Origin of the sequence: Gymnodinialimonas phycosphaerae (assembly GCF_019195455.1) — a bacterium.
GTDB classification, from domain to species: domain Bacteria; phylum Pseudomonadota; class Alphaproteobacteria; order Rhodobacterales; family Rhodobacteraceae; genus Gymnodinialimonas; species Gymnodinialimonas phycosphaerae.
The window spans coordinates 992,407-1,018,373 of the sequence record NZ_JAIMBW010000001.1 but is presented as its reverse complement, the minus strand read 5'-3'; the positions used below and the strand labels follow the sequence as shown (position 1 = coordinate 1,018,373).

Here is a 25,967-nt window from a genome sequence, read left to right as displayed (position 1 = left end):
ACGCCTACGGCGCGTGATCCGTGCAGAAGGTTGCAACGATATCCTCGATCGGGACAGGACGCCCCAGCAGGTACCCCTGCCCCCGCTCAACCCCCAGATCGCGCAACACCTGCGCTTCCTCATCGCGTTCGATCCCTTCGGCCACAAGGGCGGCCCCTGTCTCGGACGCGAAATAGACCATGGCCGAGCACAGTGCACGCAGGCCGGCATCACTATCGATTCCAGACACCAGAGAGCGGTCCAGCTTGATGATGTCCGGGTGCAATCGCACCATCTGCTGCAAGCCCGAATAGCCAGAGCCCGCGTCATCTATGGCGACCTTAACCCCCATGTCGCGCAGGATCTGGATTTCGTGTTCCAACTTCGACCAATCGGCGGTCCTGACGTGTTCTGTCACCTCCAGCACAAGGTGTTTTGTGGACCGCTCCGCAAACACCTTCGCCAGAAGCCCCGTGCAAACGGTCTGCGGGCTGGCGTTAAGCGACAGGTAGACCCCGGCCGGCAGCTGTTCCAGCGCCAGAAGCGCGGGCTCCATCACGCAGATCTCCAGCATCTCCGAAAGACCCACGCGCCCGGCTTCTTCAAACCGGATGTTGGGCGGGCGATAGGGCTCGGCCCCGAAGCGGCACAAGGCCTCCACCCCGGTCAATGCGCCGGTCGCGAGCGAAAGAATCGGCTGGTAGACGATCTTGAAGGATTGCTGTTCCACCACCGCATGGATGGTCTCCAGCGCCGTCTTTCGAAGTGCATCCTGCTCCAGCGCGCGCTGCACTTCGGCCTGCACCAGCCGCGCGAAACTGCGCATGGTCGCCAGGTCACGGTCGTTGAGGGTGGTGTTGGGATGCGGCGACACGCAACAGAACATCCCGTAGATCGACCCATCGATACGTTCGATCGGGACGCTGATATGGGCGCGGATCGGCAAGCTGCGCGTGATCGGAAGGGCGGCGGCAATCGGATAGTCCAGCGTATCCGCCATCATTTGCGGCAAGTCCCCGGACACGATGTGATTGCAATAGGTCTCGGACCGGGACCGGGTGTCACCGGGTTCTGCCAGGTGTTCCAACCCCGGCGCGTCAACGGCGCGAAACACCAGATCATCGCCCACAAACTCGGACAAGTAGCCGATTTCCATGCCAAGATGCGCCCGCATCGTCCGTATGGCATCGACGACGACATCGTGCGTCGCGACCGGGCAATCCATAACGGCCATGATAGGCTCTTGCTTGGACATGAATGATCTCTCCTTGGCGGCCTGAGCACGTTGGGAGACAGTCATGACGCAATTTCATTAACGGAGCGTGTAGGCCGACCCACTGCGCGCGGCGCGCAGGCTAAAGCGCGCGAAACGCCTTTTGTTGGCGCGCGGTCCAGCGCACAGTCAGGCGGGTGACGTCCTGGCCCGTCTCTTCCGCCTCCACCAGCCCCTGCTCGAACAGCCACGCCCGTTTGCGGCCCTCGTGGTGGGGCAACTCCAGCACCGTCTCGGTGCGCGGCGGTGACAGGGATTGAGAAATGGCGGTCAGCATCTCGTCGATGCCCTCGCCGGTCAGGGCCGAGATTGCGAAGATCGCCTCGTTGCGATCCGCCTCCACTTGCCGCGCGGCCTGGGCATCGGGATCCAGAAGGTCCAGCTTGTTCCAGACCTCCAGCTGCGCCGATTGCTCTCCGACGCCCAGATCGGCCAGGATCTTATGCACATCCTCGGCCTGCTCGGCCGTCTGAGGATGGCTGATATCGCGCACATGCACGATCAGATCGGCATCCAGCACCTCTTCCAGCGTGGCGCGGAACGCCGCCACCAACTGTGTCGGCAGATCGCTGATGAAACCCACCGTGTCGGACAGGATCACATCGGTGCCGTCAGGCAGCGTGACCGAGCGCATAGTGGGATCAAGTGTGGCGAAAAGCATGTCCTTGGCCATCACATCCGCACCGGTCAAGCGATTGAAAAGCGTGGATTTTCCGGCGTTGGTGTAGCCCACCAGCGCCACGATCGGATAGGGCACCTTGGCCCGCGCGGACCGATGCAGCGCGCGGGTTTTCACCACCTTGGCCAGTTGCCGCTTGATCCGTGTGACGGCCTCGTCAATGGCCCGCCTGTCTGCCTCGATCTGGGTCTCGCCCGGGCCGCCCACAAAGCCAAGCCCGCCGCGCTGACGTTCCAGGTGCGTCCAGGCCCGGACCAGCCGCGTGCGCTGATACGACAGCGCCGCCAGTTCCACCTGCAACACACCTTCGCGTGTCGCCGCGCGGTCGGCAAAGATCTCAAGGATCAACCCGGTGCGATCCAGCACCTTGCAGCCCCATTCCTTTTCCAGGTTGCGCTGCTGCACGGGCGTCACGGGGCCGTCGATCAGCACAAGGCCGATGTCCAGCGCCTCCACCAGATCATGGAGCTCATTGATCTTGCCCTTGCCGAACAGCAGGCCCGGTTGTGCGCGCGGCAGGCGCACGCTTTGGGCATCCACGACCTCTAGGTCAGGAAGTGCCGCAGCCAGGGCAACGGCTTCATCCAGCGCGAACTCGGGCGCGCGGCGGGTGCGGTCGGACTTGATGTCTGGATGCAGGACAAGCGCCCGCATTGGGCCTTTTTCAAGGCCCTCTTCCCCCCCGTCAGAGTCGCGCGGATCGGCGCTCACTCTTCCCCGTCATAGAGGCTGATGGGTTGTGCCGGCATCACGGTGGAAATCGCGTGCTTGTACACAAGCTGCGACTGGCCATCGCGGCGCAGCAAAACACAGAAGTTGTCAAACCACGTGATGACGCCTTGCAGCTTCACGCCGTTGATCAGGAAAATCGTCACCGGAACCTTGGTCTTGCGGACATGGTTCAGGAACGCGTCCTGCAAGTTTTGTTTATTTTCGGCCATTTATACTACGCCCTGTTGGTGTTTTTTGATCCGGAATTGTGTCCGGTTGTATTTCGTACCTTTGCACTATGTCTGCGATTCTCGGGAATTTCCACCCCCTGCCCCTTACCTCTGCGTCAATCGCGCCAGAAGCCGGGGTTGAGCAGGGCAATCATCACCAGCGTCTCGATCCGGCCCACGATCATTGCCCCCGCACAGATCAGCTTTGCCGCGTCCGACAGCATGAAGTAATCGATGGGTGTGGCCCCCGCGACCGAGGCCAGGGGCCCGGTGGTGGTCAGCGTCGCGATCGCCAGAATCGTGGCGTCCTCGAAATCGAGGCCAGTGGACGCAAGCGCCACCATCACGGCAGCAATCGACAGCACCAGCAGCATGAAGACGACCCAGGCGATATAGGCACCCTCGCGCCGGATGCGGCGGCCCAGGCGTCCTGCCCCGGCCACGGAATTGGGATAGATCAGCTTGCCCATTTCCCGCACGCCATGTTTGTAAAGCGCATAGACCCGCAGCAATTTCACGCCCCCCGCCGTCGTCGCAACGCCCCCGCCCATCAGCACAAGGCCCACCAGCAAAAGCCCCGGCGTCTGCAAGCCGGACCACGCCCGTGCGTCGCCCCAGGCATCGCTGACAAAGCCCGTGGTCGTCAGGAACGAGATGACCGTGAAGACCGAGCCCCATAGCGCCGACAGTGCCGCGCCCGCGTCCGACAACTCATCAACCTCCAGCGCGCCAACCCAGTGGCGGGCGAACAGCAACGTCGGCAAGACGATGCCCGCGAACAACGCCAGCCGGATTTCGCGGTCCTTGGTCAGGCGTTCGCGCAACTCTCGGCCAATCCCGCTGGAATAGGTGCGCCGGGACAGGGCGAAGAGGAAAAAGACGAAAATCAGCGCCTCTCCGATCAGGCCCGTGGGACTTCCCTGCAAACCGCCAAGCGGGCTGATCCCCGAGGTCGCCAGCGTTGACATCGCGTGGACCGCGGCCACCAGCGGGGCTTCGCCGCTTGCCGTCAGCGCAATGGCCAGCGCGGCCGTAAGACCCGCGTAGATCGGCGTCAGCCGCAGCGCATGTTTGCGCAACCGCTCGGACGCGCCCGCCGCGCGCATCTGTCCGCGGGCGTTGACGATCTGGCCCTGCACCGTGGCCTCGGACGTCACCTCGTAGCCGCCAAGGTTCAGCGGCGCCAGAACCGCGAAGGCCGTGATCCAGATCAGCAGACCGCCGCACCAGCCCACCAAACCGCGCCACAGATGCACCGCTGGCGCAAGGCGGGCCGGGTCGAAGACCTGCGCCCCGGTCGTCGTCAGGGCCGAGACCATGTCGAAATAGACGTTGATGAAGCGCGTGTTGCCCACCACCTGCTCCATCGGCAGGGCAAGGATCAGGGGCAGCCAGAGGTAGGCCAGAAACAGCGACGCCAGATGGCTCCGCTCGGATGGGGGACGGCGCGGCGTCTGGCAGGCGAACCCCAGAAGGGTCGCCGCCATCAACACCATCAATCCCGCGTAAAGAAACACGCGCCCCGTGCGGTAATCCTGCGTCGCCGTGGCGACAGCGGCAGGCAGCAGCATCGCCACACCCGCCGCGAAGATCAGGATCGCGAAAAACGGAAGATTTCGGAAATAGGCGGCCATCGCGCAGGTCTATCAGAAGAAGTCGATGGAGACTTGCAGCAATGTCTCGACCGCAGGCACATCAGAGGCCATCGCAAAGATGACAACGGCGTCGCCTTCCTCGATCCGCGTGGCGCCAGTCGGCCGGAACACCTTCTTGCCGCGCTGCACCGCGCCCACCAACGCGCCTTCGGGGAAGTCGATGTCGCGGATCGCCTTGCCGGAAATCGGGGAGGTCGACAGCACCTGCGCCTCGATGATCTCGGCCTCGGCATCGCCGATGGAATAGACACCGCGCACGCGCCCGTGGCGGATGTGGCGCAGAATCGAGGATACCGTGGTGGAGCGCGGGTTCACATAGGCGTCGATCCCCAAGGGCGTCATCAACGGCACCAGCGTGGGGTCATTCACCAGGCTGATCGCCATCTTCGCCCCCGCCGATTTGGCGCGCACAGAGGCCAGCATGTTGGTCTTGTCGTCATCCGTCAGGCACAGCACCACATCGGCCCGCTCGACCCCTGCCTCGCGCAGCAGATCCATGTCAAGGCCGTCACCGTGCAGCACGATCGTCCGTTCCAGCGCGTCCGCCGCCCGTTCGGCCCTTGCGCGATTGGCCTCGATCACCCGTGTCCGCATCCGCGTGGCGGATTTCTCCAGCTTGGCCGCCACGGCCAGGCCGACGTTGCCGCCGCCAATGATCAGGACCCTCTCGGGCAGCGCGCGGGTCTTGCCGAAGATCTCCAGCGCGCGCGCCACGTCATCGGTATGGGTGAAGACGTAGATCTGATCGCCCGCAAACATCTGGTCGCCGGGCTCGGGCGCAAAAAGCGTGCCCTCCCGACGGATGCCGACGACGATGGCACGCAGGGTCGAGAACAGCTCGGACAATTGCTTCAGGGGCGTGTCGAGCACCGGACAATCGGCGTCCAGCGCGATGCCCAACAGCTGCGTCGCCCCGCCAAGGAAGCTTTCGGTATCGAAAGTGGACGGCGAGGCGATCCGGTTCAACACCGCTTCTGCCACCTCTTTCTCGGGCGAGATCACCACGTCGATCGGCAGGTGATCGCGGCGGTAGAGGTCCGAATAGATCGCATCCAGATAGCTCTGCGCCCTCAGGCGCGCGATCTTGCGCGGGACCGAGAACACGGAATGCGCCACCTGACAGGTGACCATGTTCACCTCGTCCGAGAAGGTCGCCGCAATCACCATATCCGCATCCCGCGCGCCCGCACGATCCAGCACATCGGGGTGACTGGCAAAGCCCGTCAGGCCCTGCACGTCCAGCGTATCCGTCGCACGGCGCACCAGGTCGGCGTTGTTGTCGACGACTGTGACGTCGTTGTTTTCCGATGAAAGATGCCGCGCGATTTGCCAGCCAACCTGACCCGCGCCGCAGATAATGACCTTCATGTGGGGCTTTTCCCGTGAGGACCTGTCTGGGGGAAACTGTTGGCAGCTTGGGGGGGCGGCGTCAATGTCGGGGCCTGCGCCTTATCGGCTGCCTTTGGGGCCTGGAGGCGCCGGTGGGATTGAGTTGTATTTGGCAAGATGAAGGGGGGAGCGTCGTGTATCGCCCGTTCCGTGGCGCGTTTGGCCGGCGCTGGTGGTGGGCGTTTGTGAGGGGGTGCATATGATTGATGGGCTGATCGCAGTCTTGCAGGCTCTGAAGGATGGCGGCGCCCCAGCCCAAGCCAACTGCTTTGGCGTAGCGGGTTGGTGCAGGCCTCAGCCTCATCGGGGTCCTGAGACTGCGCGCAATACACGGCTACCGCACCTCGACGCGCAAATCGCCCAAGGCAATCAAGACCCCACCACCTCATCGCGAATATCCCAAGGCGAAAAGGCGCATATGACGCCGCCTTGTCGGAGCGGTCAGAGCGGTCTGAAAAGGGTTAAAAAGACGTAAACGAAAATAGGATTATGTTTCGTTGTCAATGCTTTAACCAGGGTGCTCAAGCTTGAGCACCCTACCCCTCACTCACCTGAGCCACCCGCGTGCCGGCCTTCGAGGTCGTCACCACCCCCAGCGATTTCAGTTTCCTATGCAGCGCCGAGCGTTCCATCCCGACGAAGCTCGCCGTGCGCGAAATATTGCCCCCGAAGCGGTTGATCTGGGCCATCAGGTACTGCCTCTCGAACAGCTCCCGCGCCTCGCGCAGCGGCAGGGTCGTCAGCGACGCCGACAGCGCCATATCCTCGTCCGAGGTCGGCGCCTCCACCTGCCCCGGCAGATCGCGGGCCTCGATCGGGCCGGTGCCGTCACCCAGGATCATCACCCGCTCGATCACGTTCTTGAGCTGCCGCACATTGCCGGGCCAGGACATCGTTTGAAGCATTGCCGCCGCGTCTTCACCCAACTCCCGCACGGCCATCCCTTGCTCGCGGTTGAACTGATCAATGAAGTGGCGCGCCAGTTCCGGCACATCCTCGCGGCGGTCCTCCAGAGATGGTACTTCGACGGGGACGACATTAAGACGGTGATAGAGTTCCTCGCGAAAACGGCCCTCGGCGATCTCCACGCTCAAGTCCTTGGTGGTCGAGGAAATCACCCGCAGATCGACCCGCACCTTGGCTGTACCGCCCACGCGGGTGAAGCTTTGGTCCACCAGCACCCGCAGGATCTTGGCCTGCGTGGCCAGCGGCATATCGGCGACTTCATCGAAATAGATCACCCCGCCGTGGGCCTGTTCAAGCAACCCCTGCTCGACCCCGCGCTGCTGGCTTTCGCGGCCAAACAGGACCTCTTCCATGTGATCGGGCTGGATCGAAGCACTGGAGACGGTGACAAACGGCGCATCGGCGCGGTTGCTTTCGGCATGAATGTAGCGCGCGGCGACTTCCTTCCCGGTGCCTGCGCCCCCGGTCAGCATCACACGGCCGTTCGACTTGGTCACCTTGTCAAGCTGGTTTTTCAACGTCCGAAACGCCGAGGAACTGCCCACCATTTCGGCGCTACGCGTATCCTGGCGACGCAGCGACACGTTCTCGCGGCGCAGGCGCGAGGTTTCCATCGCGCGTTTGATCACGACCATCAGCTGGTCGATGTTGAAGGGCTTCTCGATGAAGTCATAGGCGCCCTGTTTGATCGCCGCGACAGCGATTTCGACATTGCCGTGACCCGAGATGATCACCACCGGCACTTCCGGGTTGTCGCGCTTCACATGGCCCAGGATATCGATCCCGTCCATGTTGGAATCTTTCAGCCAGATATCGAGGATCATCAGCCCCGGTTCGCTCTTGTTCAACTCGGCCATCGCCTCGTCCGAGTTGCCGGCCATGCGGGTCGTGAAGCCTTCGTCCTGCAAGATATCACAGATCAATTCACGGATATCACGCTCATCATCTACGACCAGAATATCGCTCATGTCTCATCTCCAATGGGGTCTGGAAGGCGCGGCAGGGTGATGCGGGCCATGGCTCCGGGATGGGCGCCATCGCTGAACGGCGCAGCATCCAAAAGCTCCAGCGTGCCGCCGTGCTCCTCAATAATCTTCTTGACGATGGGCAGGCCAAGGCCCGTGCCTTTGTCGCGGGTCGTCACGTAGGGTTCAAACAATTTTGCGCGGTCCGGAGGCAATCCGATCCCGTTGTCCGAAATGTCGATACGAATGGTGTCCTCGGTCAGCGCCACATCGACTTTCAACTGTGGCACATGACCCTCGGGCTTGCCTTTTTCATAAAGGCTTTCAATAGCTTCGCCGCCGTTCTTCAACAAGTTTGTCAGCGCCTGACCGATCATCGTGGCATCGACTTCGGCAAGCACTTCGCGATCCGGGATATCGGTGACAAAACGCATGTCAGGCTGGCCCGCCCGCTGCAACATCACGGCATTGTTCAACAGTTGAACTACATCCTCGACACGGGTCTCGGGCTCGGGCATGCGGGCGAACTTCGAGAATTCGTCCACGATCCGACGCAGGTCATTGGTCTGACGCACAATGACCTCGGTCATCTGCTCAAGTGATACTTGATCTTCGCCCTCCAACTTCTTTGAGAACTTGCGCTTTATGCGTTCAGCAGACAGCTGGATCGGGGTCAGCGGGTTCTTGATTTCATGGGCGATCCGGCGGGCGACGTCGCCCCAGGCCGCCAGGCGCTGCGCACTGACCAATTGCGTCACATCGTCAAAGGCCACCACGTAACCTTCCAGTGCACCCTCAAGATTGCGCCGCGTGGCCATGCGCACCAGCAGGCTTTCCTGCTTGCCGCCACGGGTCAACTTGATCTCTTCCTGAACCGCTTCCGCCGCCGTGCTGGTCAGCTTCTCGAACAAGGGCGCGAACTCGGGCACCGCGGCCTCCATGGTCAGGCCGCTGTCGCGCTGTTCCACCAAAGACAACAGGCGTATGGCCGAGCGGTTCATGAAATCGACGCGCCCGCTTTCCTCCAGCCCGATCACGCCGGCGGTCACCGACGACAGCACGCTGTCGAACAGCCGACGAGATTCCTCGGTGGCGACGTTCTGCTCGATCAAGGTGTCGCGCTGGCCTTTCAACTGCCGTGTCATCTGGTTGAACAGCCGCCCCAGCATCGCGATCTCATCGTCCGAGGTTTCTTCGGGCACGCGCACGTCCAGATCACCCTGCCCAACGCGCTGCGCCGCGCCCGCCAACTGCCCCACCGGGCGCGACAGGCGTTCGCCAAAGCTTAACCCCGCCCAGATCGCGGCAAGGATCATCAGGGTCGCGAAGCCCAGATAAAGCAGGGCGAAATCGAACAACAGCCGCCCCCTGTCGGCCTCTACCTGCCGATACAGCAGCACCGTCTGTTCGGTCTCATCGAGAAGCGCGATGATCTGGCCGTCAACCTCGCGCGAGACATAGAGATAGCGATCGGGGAACGCCGCGAGGCGAAACAGGGCCCGGAATTCGTTCTGGGCGCGGTCTTCGGACAAGACGACCTCACCCTCGGCGGCCCGTGCAAGATCCGCCGCGCTGGGGGCGTCGTAATCAAAGAGGTACGAGCGCGCGCCACGGGCCCGCAACTCGCCCGCGCCATCGATAACGAAGGCCTCGCGCAGCCCGCGCTGGATCTGGCTTTGACCCGCCGTCAGAACCTGCCGCAGATCACCGTCCGACAGGAACGGCGCAGCGCGGCGGTTGAGGTTCAGATAGGCCCCCAGCGCACGGGCGTCCTGCTCCAGATCATCGCGGTGCTCTTGCTGGTAAGCCACTGCCGCATCGACAGAATTTCCAAGCGCAGTCGAAACTCGGTCCGAGAACCAACCCTCCAGCCCCATGTTCACGCTTAGCACCGCAAGAACCGCCACAACGACCGTCGGCACCAGCGCCACAACCCCGAAAATCGCCGTCAGACGCAGGTGCAGCCGAGAGCCCGCCGATTGCGCCCGCCGGGAGGCGACGATGCGGGCCACTTCGCGCAACACGAGGGTAATGATCACAAGGATATAGACGAAATCCGCCAGCAGCACGAGCGTGCGCACGGTGCTGTCGGCCACCTGGCTAAGCGGGCTGAATGCCAGAAAAGTCGCCAGGGCCAGAACCGGCGCAAGTAGAACCAGCGCCACCGCGCTGCCTGAACGCACGCGCTTGCTCTGACGCAAACGCCCGAAACGGTCCAGCATTGTCGGCTGATCGCCCAACCCTCGGGCGGGTTCATCCACCACTCAAAACCCCCAATCGCGCGTCTCAACGGCCTGACAGAGCCAATGCAGCAGCGGGAGCCTGTTCCCGATGTGCCACGCTTGTGGCTTTATTACACCAGTTTGCGGCGCCGTGTCACGCGAATATCGAGGTCGGTGATTTTTTTACGCAAGGTATTGCGGTTGATGCCAAGAAGATCGGCACATTTAGCTTGGTTGCCTGCCGTAGCGTCAAGGGCGATTTCGATCAGGGGCGCCTCAACTTCCTTTAGAATTCGGGCATATAGGCCCGGTGCGGGCAGGACACCTCCGTGCAGGTCGAAGTAGCGCCGCAGGTGCTTGGCGACCGACGCGCTCAACTTGTCGCCCTGGCTGGCGCCGGAAATCAGCGGCTCGATCGCGGGTTGTGAGCCAAGAACCACCTCCACTTCGGCGCGGCTGATCTCTTCGACCTGGGCCGTCACGGTCAGGCGGCGAATGGTGTTTTCCAACTGCCGAACGTTGCCGGGCCAGGAATAGGCCCGCACAAGTTCCAGCGCCTGGTCCGAGAAGCGGCGCGTGGCGGCCCCGTCCCGCTCGGCCCGGGCAAGGAAGTGCGAGGCGAGAAGCGGAATATCGTCAACCCTCTCACGCAGGGACGGCACGGCGATGCCCACCCCGCCCAATCGGTAGAACAGATCCTGGCGAAACCGTCCCTCTTCCATCTTCTCGGTCAGGTCCTTCTGCGAGGTCGCCATGATGCGCGGGTTGGCCTGCGGCATCGCGTCGAGCATACGGACGATCTTGGCCTGCGCCTCTTCATCCAGATCACCGACCTCATCGAACAGGATCGAGCCGCCCTTGGCACGGTTCAGGATGCTTGATGGGCCATCCGCACCCCGCAGATCAGCGGCGGAGGCCACGACGAACGGCAACGTACGCCGGTCCGAGAAGTCGTGAATAGCGCGCGCAATCAAGGACTTGCCCGTGCCACTTTCGCCGGTGATCAGCACCGTCAGATCGGTATTCATCACCCGCGCAACCAAGCGGTAGAGGGCTTGCATGACCGGGGTCCGGCCGACCAGGGGCAGATCTTCGCCATTGGCAGGCAGAGCAGGCTCGGACGTGCGCGCGGCCGCGGGGGCGCGGCGCTTCTGGTCCAGGGCGCGGGCCGCGCGCTTCATCAGATCGGGCAAGTCGAACGGCTTTGGGAGATAATCATAGGCATCTTTTTCGGTCGCCTGGATCGCCGTCATGATCGTGTTCTGGGCCGAGATGATGATCACCGGAAGACCGGGCCGCGACTGGGTGATCAGGGGCAGCGTATCAAGGCCGTTGCCGTCGGGCATGACTACATCCGAGATCACCAGATCGCCCTTACCTTCCTCCACCCAGCGCATCAACGTCACGAGGCTGGAGGTCGCATGAACCTTGCAGCCCGCCCGCGTCAGGGCCTGGGTCAAAACGGTGCGGATCGTGCGGTCATCGTCCGCGACAAGTACGGTTCCGTCCATGGATCTAGCCGCCTTTCAGAGGGTTGCAGAGGGGGGCACGATCATTCCACTTGGAACGATGGGCTTGGCGATGGGTCATTCGGATACCTCCTTGGGGGCGACCGGCAGAGAGATGCGGAACGCGGTGTGTCCGGGCGCGCTTTCAACCGCGATCCACCCGTCATGGTCCGAGACGATCTTCGAAATCAGCGCAAGGCCCAGTCCGGTGCCATTCTCGCGGCCCGACACGAAAGGCTCGAACACGTCCTTGGCCAGCTCTGGCGGGATACCGGGGCCATCGTCGATGACCTCGATCTGTAGCGGCACCGCAGAGCCCGACCCATCGGGATGCCGCACTTTCAGAGACATTTCGTAGAAGGTGCGCAGGCGGATGGTCCCGCCGGATTGCCCGGCCTCAGCCGCGTTCTTCAAGAGATTGACGATCACCTGCTGAAGCTGATCGGGGTCGGCCCATGTATGGGGCAGTGACGGGTCATAGTCCTCGATGATGTTCATATGGGCGGCGAACCCCACCGAGGCGGACTTGCGGGCGTGGTCCAGCACATCGTGGATATTGACGGCACGCCGCTCGGGCGGGCGGACGTTGCCAAAGTCTTCCACCTGCTCCAACAGCTTCAGCACGCGGCGAGTCTCGGCCACGATCAAATCCGTCAATTCCCGATCCTCGGCGTTGGCATTCATCGAAATCAGCTGTGCCGCGCCGGTGATGCCCGCCAGCGGGTTCTTGATTTCATGGGCCAGCATCTCGGCCATCCCGATGGCCGATTTCGCCGCCGTCTTCGACGACATCGCGCGATCCATGCGGCCCACCAACTCTCGGTTTTCCCACAGCACCAGAACATGATCCGGCTTGTCGGCCAGCACCGCGATCTGGACGTCACATGACACGGGCTTGCGGGTCTCGGCCCCCACATCGACGGCATTCACATAGAGAGACGAGCGCGCCGTCCGCACACGGGCAACGGCGTCCTGCAAGGGCGTGCCGAGTTGAATTTTGTCCCACATCACAGCGCCTTCAAGGGACTTGCGGGAAGCGTTCAGGAAGAGTTCGGCGGTAGGATTGACGTCGCGAATGCAATCGTCGGCATCCAGAATCAGCGCGGGGATCGGCAGCGAGGCCCAGAGCGCATCGGTAATCGCGGTCATGCGGCCGCCCTTTCCGAGGCCTGCGCCAGCGCCGTCGGCAGCGCCTTGAGAACGGCGGCGGGGTCGGTTTCCGTCAGGATCGACTTGCGCAGCGCGCGCGGCGTACGGGCGCCGTCCATGTACCACCCCAAATGCTTGCGGGCGACCTTCGCCCCAAGGGCCTGACCATAGAAGGACAGCATGTCCTCGTAATGACGCGCCACCATGTCGGCGAAGGCGGCACCTTCGGGCCGGATCGGGGCCGGGGTGTCGTAAAGCGTGGCGCCGATCTCGGCCACCAGCCAGGGCTGGCCCTGGATGCCGCGCCCAACCATGACGCCGTCGGCCCCCGAACAGCGCAAGGCTTGCGCGGCAGCCGGGGCATCGGTGATGTCGCCATTGGCGATGACGGGGATAGAGGCGGCGTCTTTCACGGCACGGATCGCGGACCAATCGGCAGTCCCCTTGTAGAACTGGCACCGGGTACGGCCATGGATGGTTATCATCTGAATGCCCGCGCTTTCGGCCCGTTGCGCCAGCGTGGGCGCGTTCAGCGTGTCGTCATCCCACCCCAGCCGGGTCTTCAGCGTCACGGGCAGATTAACGGCATTAACCACCGCATCGATAAGGCGCAGGGCATGGTCCAGATCCCGCATCAACGCCGAGCCGGACATGCCGCCCGTGACCTTCTTTGCGGGGCAGCCCATGTTGATGTCGATGATCCTCGCGCCCTGCCCTTCGGCAATCCGCGCGGCCTCGGCCATCCAATGGGCCTCGCGTCCGGCGATCTGCACGGCGGTGGCTTGTTCCCCGAACCCCAGTTCCGCCCGCGCCCGGACGGAGGCTTTTGCCTCCACCATCTCTTGGCTGGCCACCATCTCGCTGACGACAAGCCCCGCCCCGAAGCTGGCAACCAGCCGCCGAAACGGCAGGTCTGTGATCCCCGCCATCGGCGCGAGCAAGACAGGAGGATCGAGGGACATATCGGCGAGGGTCAGGGACAAAACGCTTAATCCTTGGGCAACTGCGACTTAGGTAATCCGCGCCCGAAACGAACACAAAGGTGCGGCGTGTTGATTTCATACAATAGGGTTGGATTGCACAAAAAATAGGCATGCAGGGTGGAAAATTAGGCACCCCCTACAGGTGATTGTACAGTCCAGCCTTTGGGCCTAGACCGTGGCCATGAGCCACGCGCCCTCGATATCGCCCCCGTTGCCCGCCGCTGCCCTGATCGTGGCCGCCGGACGTGGCACCCGCATGGGCGGTGGATTACCGAAGCAGTACAGGGACTTGGGCAGCATCCCGGTGATCGCGCGCACGATCCTGGCCTTCGATACCCATCCGGATGTCGCACAGATCGTCGTGGTGATCCACGCCGACGATGCGGCGATTTTCGCCGACGCCTGCCCAAAGACGCAAACACCCCTTATGACCGTCATGGGCGGCGCGACCCGCGACGCCTCGGTCCGCGCGGGGCTGGCGGCAATAGCGGACTGCGAAAGCGTGTTGATCCACGATGCCGCGCGCCCTTTGGTGTCACGCGCGGTGGTCGACGGAGTGTTAACAGCGTTAACCACCCACGAGGGCGCGGCCCCGGCCCTTGCCGTCACCGACGCGCTTTGGCAGGGCGACGGGACGGTTGACGGCGTCAAGGATCGTACCGGATTGTGGCGGGCACAGACCCCGCAGGGCTTTCGACTGGCCGCGATCCGGGCAGCCCACGGGGCACTCCAGGGTCCTGCGGCGGATGACGTGGCAGTGGCGCGCGCCCATGGAGTGAGCGTGGCGATTACGTCTGGCGCGGAGGAGAACCTGAAACTCACCTCGCCGGGCGATTTTGAGCGCGCCGAAAAGATGTTGGAGAGACCTATGGATATTCGTGTCGGCAATGGGTTCGACGTGCACCGCTTCGGGCCGGGCGATCAGGTTTGGCTCTGTGGCGTCTCGGTTCCGCATACGCGCGGCCTTCAGGGGCACTCGGACGCCGATGTCGGGCTGCACACCCTGACGGACGCGATCTACGGCGCGCTGGCAGAGGGGGACATCGGCACCCATTTTCCGCCGAGTGACCCGCAGTGGAAGGGCGCAGAAAGCCATATTTTCCTGACCCATGCCGTGGATCTGGCGGCATCGCGCGGCTTCACGATCTCCAACGCCGACCTGACGTTGATCTGCGAACAGCCCAAGATCGGCCCCGTGGCAGACGCCATGCGCGCGCGGGTGGCAGAGCTGCTGCGCATCGACGTGGGCCGCGTGTCTGTGAAGGCCACAACGTCGGAACGCTTGGGGTTCACAGGCCGCGAAGAAGGCATCGCCGCCATAGCGACCGTCACCCTGGTGGCATCGTGACCCGTCTGCTCACGACCGTCGGCGGGGTTGGCCTGCTGCGCCCTGCGCCCGGCACCTGGGGGAGTGCGGCGGGGCTACTGCTTGGGGTCTTCCTCCATATGGCGGGCGGTTTCTGGCTTCTGTTGGCCGCAACCTTCGCGATGACGGCGCTTGGATATTGGGCCGTCGCGGCGGAAGTCGGCGACAGCAGCGATGACCCCTCGGAGATCGTTATCGATGAGGTCGCGGGCCAATGGGTGGCCCTTTGGCCGGTGTCGTTCGGCGCAAGCATGATGGGCGCCGATATTTGGGCACTCTACCCCGGCTTGATCACGGCCTTCATCGCGTTTCGGGCCTTCGACATTTTCAAGCCGGGGCCTGTCGGATGGGCCGACAAGCAGCACGGCGCTTTCGGCATCATGGCCGATGACATCATCGCGGGCTGGCTGGCGGCGATGATCGTGGCGCTCTTCGCGGTCTTCGCTCATCTGGTGCTGATGTGAGTGTTAACGCCGTTAATGCCTTGAAGGACCGGGGCTGGATGCTGGCAACGGCAGAAAGCTGCACCGGCGGGCTGATCGCCGGGGCGGTGACCGATGTGGCGGGCTCGTCGACAGTGTTCGACCGCGGCTTCGTCACCTATTCCAACCGGGCCAAAACACAGATGCTGGGGGTGCCACCAGAGGTCATCTCCACCCACGGCGCGGTCAGCGAACAGGTGGCCGAGGCCATGGCACGGGGTGCGTTGGCGCGTTCGGACGCGCAAATCGCGGTCTCCGTCACCGGGATCGCGGGGCCGGGCGGGTCCGAGCATAAACCCGAGGGACGGGTGTGCTTCGGCCTCGCCACATCGGCGGGCTGCCACACGGAAACGGTCGACTTCGGCGCCCTTGGCCGAGCCGAGGTTCGCGCCCGCACCGTCGCCCACGCGCTGGCACTGGTGGAACAGGCAGCGCTTAGTTAGCGGGCATCGGTGCCAACCAGCGCTCAAAAACCGGGCACTTGGCAAATTGCCTGTCATTTCATCACCCAAATCCATCCCTGCCTCTTTTTTCCCCGCCGCCAACCCGCTCTGTCGGCGCGAAACAAGGGAGAGGGACATCCAATGAACGGAGCGGATACCGCATGGATCATCGTCGCCACGGCGCTGGTTCTATTCATGTCATTGCCGGGACTGGCACTTTTTTACGGCGGCCTGGTGCGCGCGCGCAACGTGTTGAGCGTGTTCATGCACGTCTACGCCATCGCCGCGCTGATGAGCATCCTGTGGCTGGCGGTGGGCTATTCCATCGCGTTTGGCCCGGGCGAAAGCGGCTACTGGGGCGGCCTGGAGCGCGCATTCCTCAACGGCGTTGATGCAGACACCCTGTCGGGCACCCTGCCCGAGGTTCTGTTCTTCGCCTTCCAGATGACCTTCGCGATCATCACCCCCGCCCTGATCGTCGGCGCTTACGTTGAGCGGATCGGCTTCGGCTTCGTCCTGCTGTTCAGTGCGATCTGGATGCTGGTCGTCTATGCCCCGGTCGTGCACTGGATCTGGGGCGGCGGCATGCTGTCGGACGGCGGCATTTTCGGCGACGTGGGCGTGCGGGATTTTGCAGGTGGCATCGTGGTGCACGAGACGGCGGGTCTGGCCGCGCTGGTCCTGGCGGTGATGCTGGGGCGGCGCAGGAACCACACCACACCGCCGCATAACCCCGGAATGGTGATGGTCGGCGCAGCAATGCTGTGGGTCGGCTGGTTCGGCTTCAACGGGGGCAGCCAGTTGGCGGCCGATGGCGGTGCCGCGATGGCGCTGACCGTAACCCATATCTCGGCGGCTGCGGCCTCGCTGACGTGGGGCCTTTGGGAGAAGGTAAAATACGGCAAGGCATCCCTCGTGGGTGTGGTGACGGGCACGATTGCGGGCCTTGCGTCTATCACGCCGGCTTCCGGCTTCGTGGGCCCGGTGGCCGCGCTGATCATCGGGTCGGTCGCTGGTATCCTGTGCCAGGAAGCGGTGAACTTCATCCGCAACAAGGCACGGATCGACGATACGCTGGACGTCTTCGCCGTCCACGGCGTCGGCGGCATCTTCGGCACCATCATGATCGTGATTTTCGGCAGCGACGTCAGCGCCTTGGCCCAGTTCGGCGGTCTGGCCGTGGTCGGCATCTACACGGTGGTGTTGACGGTTGTGATCGCCAAAGGGGTGGCGCTGGTCACGCCCCTGCGGGTCGATCCAGAGACGGAGGAGACAGGCCTTGATATCGCGGTCCACGGCGAACGGGCCTACGACATGAGCTCATAGGCGTTAACACCGTTAAGCAAATGATAGGCGCCCGGGGTGATTGCCCCGGGCTTTTTTCTGAAGTGCGCGCCGGGATGCCGGGCCAACGCCCGCTCTAAGCGTAAAGCGCCGCTGCCCGCGTCTCGAACGCGCGCACGATCCGTTGCATGGCGTCCATGAAAAACAGGCCGGCCGCACCTTGCAGCAGGCGGTTGCGAAACTCGAAATCCACCTTGAACCGAACTTCGCAGCCCGTCTCTGTATCGATGAACTCCCAATTCGATATCAGGTACTTGAATGGTCCATCCACGTATTCCGTGTCGATCCTTTTGGCGTCCTCCCACAGCGTCACACGGCTCAGGAATTTTTCGCGGAACATCTTGAAGCCCACCACCATGTCGGCGTGCATCACGGCATGATCATCCCCCGGCTCGACGGATTTCACCCGCGTGGCAATGGTCCACGGAATGAACTCGGGGTAGCGCGCGACATCGGCTACCAGATCGTACATCTGTCGCGCTGAATAGGGAAGCACGCGGGTCTCTGAATGGTTTGGCACGGCGGCCCTTTCGGCTTTTACCTTCGGCTTTCATGTCATAAAACGGAGACGAAAATTCAAGGCATGACAGTGATTTGGGGGCGAAATGGCGCAGCAGGGCTACAGAGTCGAGCAGATGATCTCGGCCAAATCCATCGCCGCGCGGATCGAAGAACTGTGCCGAGAGATCGAGGCCGACTTCGCAGGCACCAGCAAGCTGGTGGTCGTGGGGCTTCTGCGCGGGTCGTTCGTGTTCATCGCCGATCTGGTGCGGGAGCTGGACCTGCCGGTAGAGGTCGATTTCCTCGAAGCCTCCAGCTATGGCAACGCGATGGAGAGCTCTCGTGAGGTGCGCATCCTCAAGGACCTGCGTGGCGAGATTCAGGGCCGCGATGTGCTGGTCGTGGAAGACATCGTCGACACTGGCCACACGCTGAAACATGTCGTCGCACTTTTGAAGCAACGCCAGCCCAATCGGTTGAAAACAATCGCTCTTCTCAACAAGAAGATCCGCCGTGAGGTAGACATTCAGGCCGATTGGGTCGGCTTCGAGATCCCCGACGAATTTGTCGTGGGCTACGGCATCGACTACGCGCAACGCAACCGTAACCTGCCCTTCATCGGCCGCGTCGTGATGGAAGACAGCTGAAGGCGACGTGGCCCCTTCCCCACAGTAAGTGACGTAGCGGAAACCCGCTTATTGGCGTTGCGCAGATCCATGGTAGCGTGCCGATCAAACTTGAACCTCATAGCTTGGCCGATGATACATTGGAGGGTTCCTTGGGCTTTTTCACGACACGCACGATGTTCTGCCTTTGCCTGGCGGCCGGTCACGGTGCCACGCCTGTTCTGGCGCAGGACAGTTTGCCGTTTGATCTGGAGGGCCGCATCGCGCTGGGTGTCTCCATCCCCGATGATCCCGCGTTTGACACCTTCAATTATGCGACCATCGATCTGGAGGGACAGATACCTTTCGGCCAGAACGCCGCGTTCGGCTTGGGCTTCGATGCATTTGTGCTGTCGAACCTGGAAGATGAACCGACCGAGTACGTGGACCTTTACCTGTACTACAATTTAGGGCCGGGTCAGGTTCAGGTGGGTCACGCGCAAAGCGCCATTGACTTGTTCCTCCCCAATCATCCGCTGACCTTTGGCGGGCGCAGCGAGATTTCCCTCTTGCTTGAAGTTTTCCAGCACAACACCTTCGTGCGTCGGTTGAGCTATGGGGAAGAGCCCGCCCTGGGCCTGTCCTATTTCGGCGACTACGGTATGTTTGAAGCCGCCGCGAGCGTGCATTTCAATCAGGAAGGCGATGGTACGGCATATGCGTTTGCCGGGCTTTACAACGTCAGCGCAAGCGTCGAGTTGTTCGGCGGCACCGAGTTTGTTGAAAGCACCAGCACCAACCCCGATCCACGTTTCTGGCTGGGGGGCCGATATGAGGCCAATGGTGTATTCGTGGAGGGCATCTATTCCACCGGCGTCAACTTCATCTCTGGCCAGGACACCTTCGAGGTCAACCTGCGCTACGAGATCCCGACCCTCCAGAACCTGACCCTTGGCGCCTCGCTGTTTTCCAACCGCGGGTTTGGCGGCGACGCGGATCGCTATGCGTTTGGCGCAGAATATGTGGCCGACAACGGCCTTGGGATCGGTGCCAGCGCAAGTGGCCTGGATGGTGACATCACCGACTTCCGGGTCGAGGGCAGCTACAACTTCTGACGCCGCATGTTGCCGTCGCGCGTTTTCCGCACAGCGGACACGCGCTGATGCACAGACGTTTGAATTGACACAATGTCGCAGGTAGTTACGCTAACGCGTAAGGCCAAGTTTTATCCCAACTCGGAGACGCCAGCATGACCACCCTCAAGACATTCCTCGCAGCCACCCTCGCCGTCAGCACGCTTGCTGTAGCGGCCCAGGCGCAAGACAGCAACCCGGCCGTGAACGCCCGCCAAGGGCAGTTCCAGATCATGGCGCTCAACATCGGGGTGCTGGGACAGATGGCGCGCGGCAACACCGAGTACGATGCCGAGGCTGCCCAGGCGGCCGCCAACAACCTGCTCACCATGAGCCAGATCGACCAGCGGTTCCACTGGGTGCCCGGCACCGACACCGACAACATCGAAGGCACCCGCGCCCTGCCCGCGATCTGGGCAGAGGGCAGCCAGGTGATCGAGATCTGGGGCCAGTTCGGTGACGCCGCAGGTGGCTTGGCCGCGGTAGCAGGCGACGGTCTGGAAGCCATGCAAGCGGCATTGGGTCCGGTGGGTGCGGCCTGTGGCGCCTGCCACGATGATTATCGCCAGCCGCAATAAGTACCCGTGGGCCGCGTCATCCGCATTGCCATCGCCTTGGCCATCATTGGCCTTGGCGCTGCATGGGCGCTGACGCGGCCCCAACACATCACCGACACAGAAGTGGCGGGCCTTGTGGGCGACGCAGAGGCCGGCGAAGCAGTGTTCTGGGCGGCGGGCTGCGCGTCATGTCACAGCCGCGAGGACGCCGAGGCAGAGGAGCGGCTGGTTTTGGCCGGAGGCCAGGCGTTCCCCAGCGATTTCGGCACCTTTCGCGCGCCCAACATCTCGTCCGATCCGACCCACGGCATCGGCGATTGGACACTTCCGCAGTTCCTGACCGCGCTTCAGAACGGCATCAGTCCCGAAGGCCAGCATTACTACCCGGCCTTCCCCTACACCGCTTACCGCCTTGCCGACCGCCAGGACCTGGCCGATCTGTTTGCCTTCATGCAGACCCTGCCCGCCTCGGACACGCCGTCGCAGCCCCATGACGTGGGCTTTCCGTTCAGCATCCGCCGCGCCGTGGGCCTGTGGAACGTGCTGAACCTGCGGGATGATTACGCGATCTCCGTTGACCTGTCCGACGAGGCAGAGCGCGGGCGCTATCTGGCCGAGGCGCTGTCCCATTGCGGCGAGTGCCATACGCCGCGAAATGTCATCGGCGCGCTGGACCGCAGCCGCTGGTTGCAAGGCGCGCCCAACCCCTCGGGACGCGGGACGATCCCGGCGCTGACACCGGACGCCCTGACTTGGTCACAAGATGAGATCGCCGCCTATCTCAACGATGGATTCACACCGGAATTCGACAACGCCGGAGGGCACATGCGCTCGGTCATTCAGAACCTCGCAAACCTGCCCGCCGAGGATCGCGAGGCCATTGCCGCCTACCTGCAAGCGGTGCCGCAAGGCTCTGGTGTGCCTTAACGACACCGTAACGCTCCAGATGTTAGATGGCTGTGCTTCACCATGAAAAGGCACAGACATGTCCATTCCCGTTCCAATACCCAGCGACGCTGAAGTGCCCTTCGTTGAACGGCATCGCACCACCAGGGCAGGCCTGCAACGCCTGGGTTCCTTGGCGGAAACGACCGGGCAATGCATCGTCAAACTCTCCGCTAATCTGCATCAGATTGATCTGGATGCGGGCGCGCAGCTTCAGATCGTGGACCAGATCGCAGGAGAGGCCTACGCGCTTACCGAGGCCACCCAGGTCATGACCGATGGCTTGCACACCGTCACACATGCGACAACCCACGCCCTGACAACTGTTGAAAGCTCGATCGATACACTGAAACAGACAGCCAAGCGCAGCAAGGACGTGGCCAAATGGGTCGGCAATCTGGAAGAGGTGCTGACGTCGGTGGAATGCACGCTGACACAGGTCAACAACGCCAACCTGAAGATCGCAGGAATCGCAAAACAAGTTAACATCCTTGCCGTCAACGCCAGGATCGAGGCGGCGCGCGCCGGGAACGCAGGCCGAGGTTTCGCCGTCGTGGCCGAGGCGATCAACGCGTTGTCCAAACAAACGACACTCGCCGCAAATGATGTGCGCGATTCGACCCTGACCCTGAAAGGCGCCATCAGCGATCTGCGCACCGATGCCCACGACATAAGCGGCAGCGCGCAACAGGTGTTGAACGATGCCGCCGATGTGGACGACGCCCTGACGCACATCAATCAAGACGTCCGCGCGGCCGTCACGGGGACCGAACAATTGACCGAAACAGTCGTTGGCGTCGCAACGGCTGCTGGTCATTTCGCCCCGGCTTGCGCCGGCCTCAAACAGGCACTGACCGCCACCGCTCAAGGGGTGCATAACGCCAACCACAGGGCCGAAGAGATTGTCGACATCTCGGAAAACGCGATGCAGCTTTCAGTGGAATTGGGCGGCGACCTTGCGGACGCCGCCTTCATCGAAATTATCCAGGATGGCGCCGCCCAGATCGCCGCCCTGTTCGAGGCGGGGCTCGACAACAGCCAAATCTCGGAGCGGGACCTGTTCGACCGTACCTATACGCCCATCGCGGGCACGCGCCCGCCGCAGGTGCTGGCCCCGTTCACCCGTTACACGGACAACGTCCTGCCCGCCGTGCAAGACCCGATTCTCGACATGAGCGACCGCATCATCTTTTGCGCCGCCGTTGATGTGAACGGCTACCTGCCAACCCACAACAAGGCCTTCTCTGCGCCCCAGGGCGAAGATGAGGTGTGGAACGCAGCCCATTGCCGAAACCGGCGCATTTTCGACGATCGCGTCGGGCTAAAATCCGGAAAGAATACTGCACCGTTCCTGATGCAAACCTACCTGAGGGACATGGGCGGCGGGCAGCATGTCCTGATGAAGGACGTCTCTGCCCCGATCATGGTTCGAGGCAGACATTGGGGCGGCCTGCGGATGGGGTTAAAGCCCCGGTCCTAGAGGCGTCTAGCCCTGCCCCGCGCGAATTTCGGGCCAGAGTTGTGACCGCGCGGGCCCTCCGCCCCCATGGCCCGCGGGCCGAGGGGGCAATGGATCAAGCCAGCTTCGCCAAACGATTCGCCCGCAGACGCGCGAAATCATCGCCTGCATGGTAAGACGACCGCGTCAGCGGCGTGGCCGAGACCATCAGGAACCCCTTGCCCCAAGCCGCCTTTTCATAGCTGGCGAATTCCTCGGGCGTGACGAAACGATCCACCGCATGGTGCTTGGGCGTCGGTTGCAGGTATTGCCCCACCGTCATGAAATCGATGTCGGCGGCCCGCATGTCGTCCATCACCTGCAACACGCCTTGGCGATCTTCGCCCAGGCCCACCATGATGCCGGATTTGGTGAAAATCGTCGGGTCCAGCTCTTTCACGCGCTGCAACAGGCGCAACGAATGGAAATAACGCGCACCCGGCCGCACCTCGGGGTAGAGGCCGGGCACCGTCTCGAGATTGTGGTTGAAGACATCGGGCTTTGCGGCAACGACCACGTCCAACGCGTCCGGGGTCGATTTGATGAAATCAGGTGTCAGGATCTCGATCGTCGTCTCGGGCGACCGCTGGCGAATGGCGCGGATGGTTTGGGCGAAATGCTCGGCCCCGCCATCCTCCACGTCATCGCGGTCCACCGAGGTGATCACAACGTGCTTGAGCGCCAGCTTCTGCACGGCATCGGCCACACGGCCCGGCTCAAAGACGTCCAGCGCCTCGGGCGGCTTGCCCGTTGCGATGTTGCAGAAGGTGCAGGCCCGCGTGCAGACTTCGCCCATGATCATCATCGTTGCGTGGCCCTGGGACCAGCATTCACCAACGTTGGGGCAACCGGCCTCTTCACACACGGTGGTCAACTTGTGGTCGCGCATGATCTTGGCGGTGGCCTTGTAGCCTTCGCCCACGGGCGCTTTGACGCGAATCCATGACGGCTTCTTGGGCTGAGGATTATCCGGACGGCGCGCCTTCTCAGGGTGCCGTTGTTCGGGGATCTTCAAGTCGCGCATCGGGGCCTCCGGGTCTCGTGTTATTGATAAATAGCGCGATCTGCCCGGATTGTAATTGCCCCATTTCGACACAGCCGTCATGCGACTGGCGCAAGGCCCGACGCCCCTAGCCGCCAGAACCGGACGTCGAGACGCTGACAATCACACCCCCGGTGCTGGAGGCCGAGAACGTACCCGGAGCGGTCGCATTCCGGGCCAGCGTCTGGAAATAGGAAGTGCAGCCCGCAACAGCCGAGGCCGAGTAATTCTGCGTTCCCGCCATCATCATCGCGTCACATTGGGCGGGTGTCATGGCGGATTGCGCGGCTGCGGGCAGCGCGGCGCTGGAAAGGCCAAGGGCGGTGAGGGTTGCAAAGCTCTTACGAGTAAGACGGGTCATGGGGCATCCATTGGGTTGGGTCGACGGCCATGGGCCGCGACAGAGAGGTTGAAGACAGCGCCAGTCGCGCACCCGATGACCCAATCCGTAAAGCAGCAAATCCCTTGCATTCATGCCAAGTTGACAATGCCCTGTATCAACTGGCCTTTTTTCTTAATTAACGGGGCGTTACCGCCCGATCGCAGCGCAGAAAACGGTCCGTTTTCATAATATTGCCACAATCGGGCACTCCCAATCGGGGCACCCCCAATTGGGCCAATCCAGAGCGGGCCGGTCAGTCCCTTTGGGCGGGGACAAATCCGTGCCGCTCTTCATAGTGCTGCAACAGGCGTTGCAGACCGATCTTGAGCACTACCTTGCCGGACCGCGCCGACCAGCCGAGCCGTTTTTCAGCGGACTCCAGCCCTTCGAGGAAGCAACACACCCGCATCACCACATCGCCAAGCCCCGGCCCAAGCGCGTCCAGCGCCTCGGACACGCGGGCGCGTGCCGCACGGGGACCCTCACCGATGCCACCGTCTGCCATGAAGCCTCCCCGGTCCGAGCCCGAGAGGAACCGGTCCCAGTTCTGCCCGACACGCGGACCCATCTGGGCGCGCTCGAAGTCCTCGCGCAGGCGCTCTCCAACTTGCACTAGGGCGGCCCCCAGAAACGGTTTCCCGTCCGAGCCCTTCCGCCGCGCCAGGCCCGCCAGGGGCGACTCGGACAGGTTCACGCGCAATCTTTCACGCTTGCCCCCTTCCCCAGCGACCGAGCGCGTGCCCCAGTCTGCATGCTGGCCCTGAAAGCTGGTGGGCCCTTCGGCAAAGCCCGCCGTGCCCATCCGGCGCTTGCGGTCTTCGTCCAGCAGGCGTTTCAGGGCGGTCTTGCCGACCGTGGTGATCGCGTAGCGGGCCAGCTTGCCGCCCTGTTGCACGCAGGAAATCCAGTCCTTCACCGCGAAGGCTTGCGCCACGCGGCGATCAACGACAGCGGTGCGGGTCTGGTCACCATCCAGGCCCTGTCGCAACACCACGGCTTTGTCCATGTCTTGGGCCACGGCCAGAACGGCGCCGGTTTCACATAGACGGCGAAGAATGCGCCGGGCTTCACGGGTTACCATTGCCTCGTCGTGAAGTGGCGTACGTATGGGGGCAGTCATGCGCCTCATCTCCTTATTGATTGTCCGGTTTTGAGCTGGCCTGGTTGCCTCGGCCAAGCAGCTGAGTGCCTCATCGATCAAAGGATCGTCGCGCCGGGATTCGATATGGCGAATCCGTCGAGAAATAGTCGACGGCGCCTGCCCGGTCTCTTTTGCGATGTCACGCAGCGATTGACCTTCAGCCACATGCGCCAGGTATTGAAGTGCCGCCTCTGGCACCCATCCCGGCAGTCTTGGGCTGATGTTTGGGTCTTGGTAGGTCATGGCCTTTGGGCCCTTTGAGTTTGCGTGACAACCCGTGCAGATTTCCGCCGTATTGATTACTGAATCGTTAAAAACTGTGGATAAGTCGAAAATTGTTTCTTTTCTGTAAACAATCCCGAAGGGTGCGCGCGCACAGGCGTCGCACCGCGCAACAGGGGCAAGAATCGAGTCACTGTCGGGACAGAAATTGATCCCACAGGAGCGTTCGATATGACTGATCTGACCACCCACCTCTCTGCAATGCACCGCCCCGGCCTGTTGGTAAAAGCCGCCACTTTGGCTTGTGTTACAGGGGATGCGCACCGCCGAGCCAAGCGTCGGCCCGTCGGCAAACTGCTGGCCGAAGAAGAAATGCTGAACGCCGCGCGCATGGGCGGTGGGATGGGATATTCCCCCACCCGGCACGTCCAGGTCATGAGTGCGCTGATCGCAGCCGCCCGGGGTGTGAACTAGACAATTCGAATAGAATTGGCGGCGTTCATGAATGTGGCGAAATTGTGGATAAGCCAGCCCATTGGCAATTCCCAATGGGCCGACTCACCCCAAAAAACCGTCGCCCGAAGGGCGGTCGTTCTT

General features: G+C 62.7%; 24 protein-coding genes. 10 read left to right on the top strand and 14 right to left on the bottom strand.

Annotated elements, in window-relative coordinates; all coding sequences use genetic code 11:
• Nucleotides 1-4 precede the first annotated feature (4 nt).
• The 10 genes from KUL25_RS05025 to dusB all read right to left on the bottom strand — a co-directional run bounded on the left by KUL25_RS05025 (nt 5) and on the right by dusB (nt 13,688).
• A complete protein-coding gene (locus KUL25_RS05025) occupies nt 5-1,234 on the bottom strand; it encodes a sensor domain-containing phosphodiesterase (protein WP_257891934.1) in 1,230 nt (409 codons plus the stop codon).
• A gap of 100 nt (nt 1,235-1,334) precedes the next feature.
• A complete protein-coding gene (gene hflX, locus KUL25_RS05020; RefSeq protein WP_257891933.1) occupies nt 1,335-2,585 on the bottom strand; it encodes a GTPase HflX in 1,251 nt (416 codons plus the stop codon).
• Nucleotides 2,586-2,638: 53 nt separating this feature from the next.
• Nucleotides 2,639-2,872, bottom strand: coding sequence for an RNA chaperone Hfq (gene hfq / locus KUL25_RS05015; RefSeq protein ID WP_011455365.1), 234 nt, complete (start codon nt 2,870-2,872; stop codon nt 2,639-2,641).
• A 116-nt stretch (nt 2,873-2,988) separates the two neighbouring features.
• The gene (locus tag KUL25_RS05010; RefSeq protein WP_257891932.1) at nt 2,989-4,506 is read right to left on the bottom strand and encodes a TrkH family potassium uptake protein; all 1,518 of its coding nucleotides are present in this window, start codon (nt 4,504-4,506) and stop codon (nt 2,989-2,991) included.
• A gap of 12 nt (nt 4,507-4,518) precedes the next feature.
• The gene (gene trkA, locus KUL25_RS05005; protein WP_257891931.1) at nt 4,519-5,895 is read right to left on the bottom strand and encodes a Trk system potassium transporter TrkA; all 1,377 of its coding nucleotides are present in this window, start codon (nt 5,893-5,895) and stop codon (nt 4,519-4,521) included.
• Between the two features lie 557 nt (nt 5,896-6,452).
• Nucleotides 6,453-7,850 (bottom strand): nitrogen assimilation response regulator NtrX, encoded by a 1,398-nt coding sequence (gene ntrX, locus KUL25_RS05000; protein WP_257891930.1) that lies wholly within the window; start codon nt 7,848-7,850, stop codon nt 6,453-6,455.
• Nucleotides 7,847-10,069 carry a sensor histidine kinase NtrY-like gene (locus KUL25_RS04995; protein ID WP_257894818.1) on the bottom strand — a complete coding sequence of 741 codons (2,223 nt, stop codon included), beginning with the start codon at nt 10,067-10,069 and terminating at the stop codon, nt 7,847-7,849. Before KUL25_RS04995 ends, ntrX begins: the two co-directional genes overlap by 4 nt.
• Before the next feature lie 131 nt (nt 10,070-10,200).
• Entirely contained in the window at nt 10,201-11,580 is a 1,380-nt protein-coding gene (locus KUL25_RS04990; protein WP_257891929.1) for a response regulator, read from the bottom strand.
• A 75-nt stretch (nt 11,581-11,655) separates the two neighbouring features.
• Complete coding sequence (locus KUL25_RS04985; protein WP_257891928.1) at nt 11,656-12,726, bottom strand: two-component system sensor histidine kinase NtrB; 1,071 nt, start codon at nt 12,724-12,726, stop codon at nt 11,656-11,658.
• Entirely contained in the window at nt 12,723-13,688 is a 966-nt protein-coding gene (dusB, locus tag KUL25_RS04980; protein ID WP_257894817.1) for a tRNA dihydrouridine synthase DusB, read from the bottom strand. Before dusB ends, KUL25_RS04985 begins: the two co-directional genes overlap by 4 nt.
• Nucleotides 13,689-13,890: 202 nt before the next feature.
• Here dusB and KUL25_RS04975 point away from each other — a divergent pair, with 202 nt between their 5' ends.
• From KUL25_RS04975 to KUL25_RS04960, 4 genes are all read left to right on the top strand, one after another.
• Nucleotides 13,891-15,057, top strand: coding sequence for a bifunctional 2-C-methyl-D-erythritol 4-phosphate cytidylyltransferase/2-C-methyl-D-erythritol 2,4-cyclodiphosphate synthase (locus tag KUL25_RS04975; protein WP_257891927.1), 1,167 nt, complete (start codon nt 13,891-13,893; stop codon nt 15,055-15,057).
• Entirely contained in the window at nt 15,054-15,539 is a 486-nt protein-coding gene (locus KUL25_RS04970) for a phosphatidylglycerophosphatase A family protein (RefSeq protein WP_257891926.1), read from the top strand. The genes KUL25_RS04975 and KUL25_RS04970 overlap by 4 nt, the downstream gene beginning before the upstream one ends.
• Entirely contained in the window at nt 15,536-16,000 is a 465-nt protein-coding gene (locus KUL25_RS04965; protein WP_257891925.1) for a CinA family protein, read from the top strand. Before KUL25_RS04970 ends, KUL25_RS04965 begins: the two co-directional genes overlap by 4 nt.
• A gap of 141 nt (nt 16,001-16,141) precedes the next feature.
• A complete protein-coding gene (locus tag KUL25_RS04960) occupies nt 16,142-17,326 on the top strand; it encodes an ammonium transporter (protein ID WP_257891924.1) in 1,185 nt (394 codons plus the stop codon).
• Nucleotides 17,327-17,420: 94 nt separating this feature from the next.
• On the opposite strand, the gene KUL25_RS04955 is transcribed toward KUL25_RS04960, so the two are convergent.
• A complete protein-coding gene (locus KUL25_RS04955; protein WP_257891923.1) occupies nt 17,421-17,864 on the bottom strand; it encodes a type II toxin-antitoxin system RatA family toxin in 444 nt (147 codons plus the stop codon).
• A gap of 85 nt (nt 17,865-17,949) precedes the next feature.
• On the opposite strand from KUL25_RS04955, the gene hpt reads away from it, so the two are divergent.
• The 5 genes from hpt (at nt 17,950) to KUL25_RS04930 (ending at nt 22,565) form a co-directional block, all read left to right on the top strand.
• On the top strand, nt 17,950-18,492 hold the full coding sequence (gene hpt, locus KUL25_RS04950) for a hypoxanthine phosphoribosyltransferase (RefSeq protein ID WP_068354820.1): 543 nt from the start codon (nt 17,950-17,952) through the stop codon (nt 18,490-18,492).
• A 104-nt stretch (nt 18,493-18,596) separates the two neighbouring features.
• Nucleotides 18,597-19,565, top strand: a complete 969-nt coding sequence (locus KUL25_RS04945; RefSeq protein WP_257891922.1) for a hypothetical protein — start codon at nt 18,597-18,599, stop codon at nt 19,563-19,565.
• A gap of 134 nt (nt 19,566-19,699) precedes the next feature.
• Nucleotides 19,700-20,161: a c-type cytochrome gene (locus tag KUL25_RS04940; protein ID WP_257891921.1), complete on the top strand. Its 462-nt coding sequence runs from the start codon at nt 19,700-19,702 to the stop codon at nt 20,159-20,161.
• 6 nt (nt 20,162-20,167) lie between these two features.
• Nucleotides 20,168-21,067: a c-type cytochrome gene (locus KUL25_RS04935; RefSeq protein WP_257891920.1), complete on the top strand. Its 900-nt coding sequence runs from the start codon at nt 20,168-20,170 to the stop codon at nt 21,065-21,067.
• A gap of 58 nt (nt 21,068-21,125) precedes the next feature.
• On the top strand, nt 21,126-22,565 hold the full coding sequence (locus tag KUL25_RS04930) for a methyl-accepting chemotaxis protein (RefSeq protein WP_257891919.1): 1,440 nt from the start codon (nt 21,126-21,128) through the stop codon (nt 22,563-22,565).
• Nucleotides 22,566-22,659: 94 nt separating this feature from the next.
• Here the strand turns inward: KUL25_RS04930 and lipA are convergent, their stop codons facing one another.
• The 3 genes from lipA to KUL25_RS04915 all read right to left on the bottom strand — a co-directional run bounded on the left by lipA (nt 22,660) and on the right by KUL25_RS04915 (nt 25,127).
• On the bottom strand, nt 22,660-23,607 hold the full coding sequence (lipA, locus tag KUL25_RS04925) for a lipoyl synthase (RefSeq protein ID WP_257891918.1): 948 nt from the start codon (nt 23,605-23,607) through the stop codon (nt 22,660-22,662).
• Between the two features lie 106 nt (nt 23,608-23,713).
• Nucleotides 23,714-23,986: a hypothetical protein gene (locus tag KUL25_RS04920; protein WP_257891917.1), complete on the bottom strand. Its 273-nt coding sequence runs from the start codon at nt 23,984-23,986 to the stop codon at nt 23,714-23,716.
• Nucleotides 23,987-24,260: 274 nt separating this feature from the next.
• Nucleotides 24,261-25,127 carry a DUF6456 domain-containing protein gene (locus KUL25_RS04915; protein ID WP_345790933.1) on the bottom strand — a complete coding sequence of 289 codons (867 nt, stop codon included), beginning with the start codon at nt 25,125-25,127 and terminating at the stop codon, nt 24,261-24,263.
• 474 nt (nt 25,128-25,601) lie between these two features.
• Here KUL25_RS04915 and KUL25_RS04910 point away from each other — a divergent pair, with 474 nt between their 5' ends.
• Nucleotides 25,602-25,844, top strand: coding sequence for a DUF6477 family protein (locus KUL25_RS04910; protein WP_068354837.1), 243 nt, complete (start codon nt 25,602-25,604; stop codon nt 25,842-25,844).
• Nucleotides 25,845-25,967: the final 123 nt, after the last annotated feature.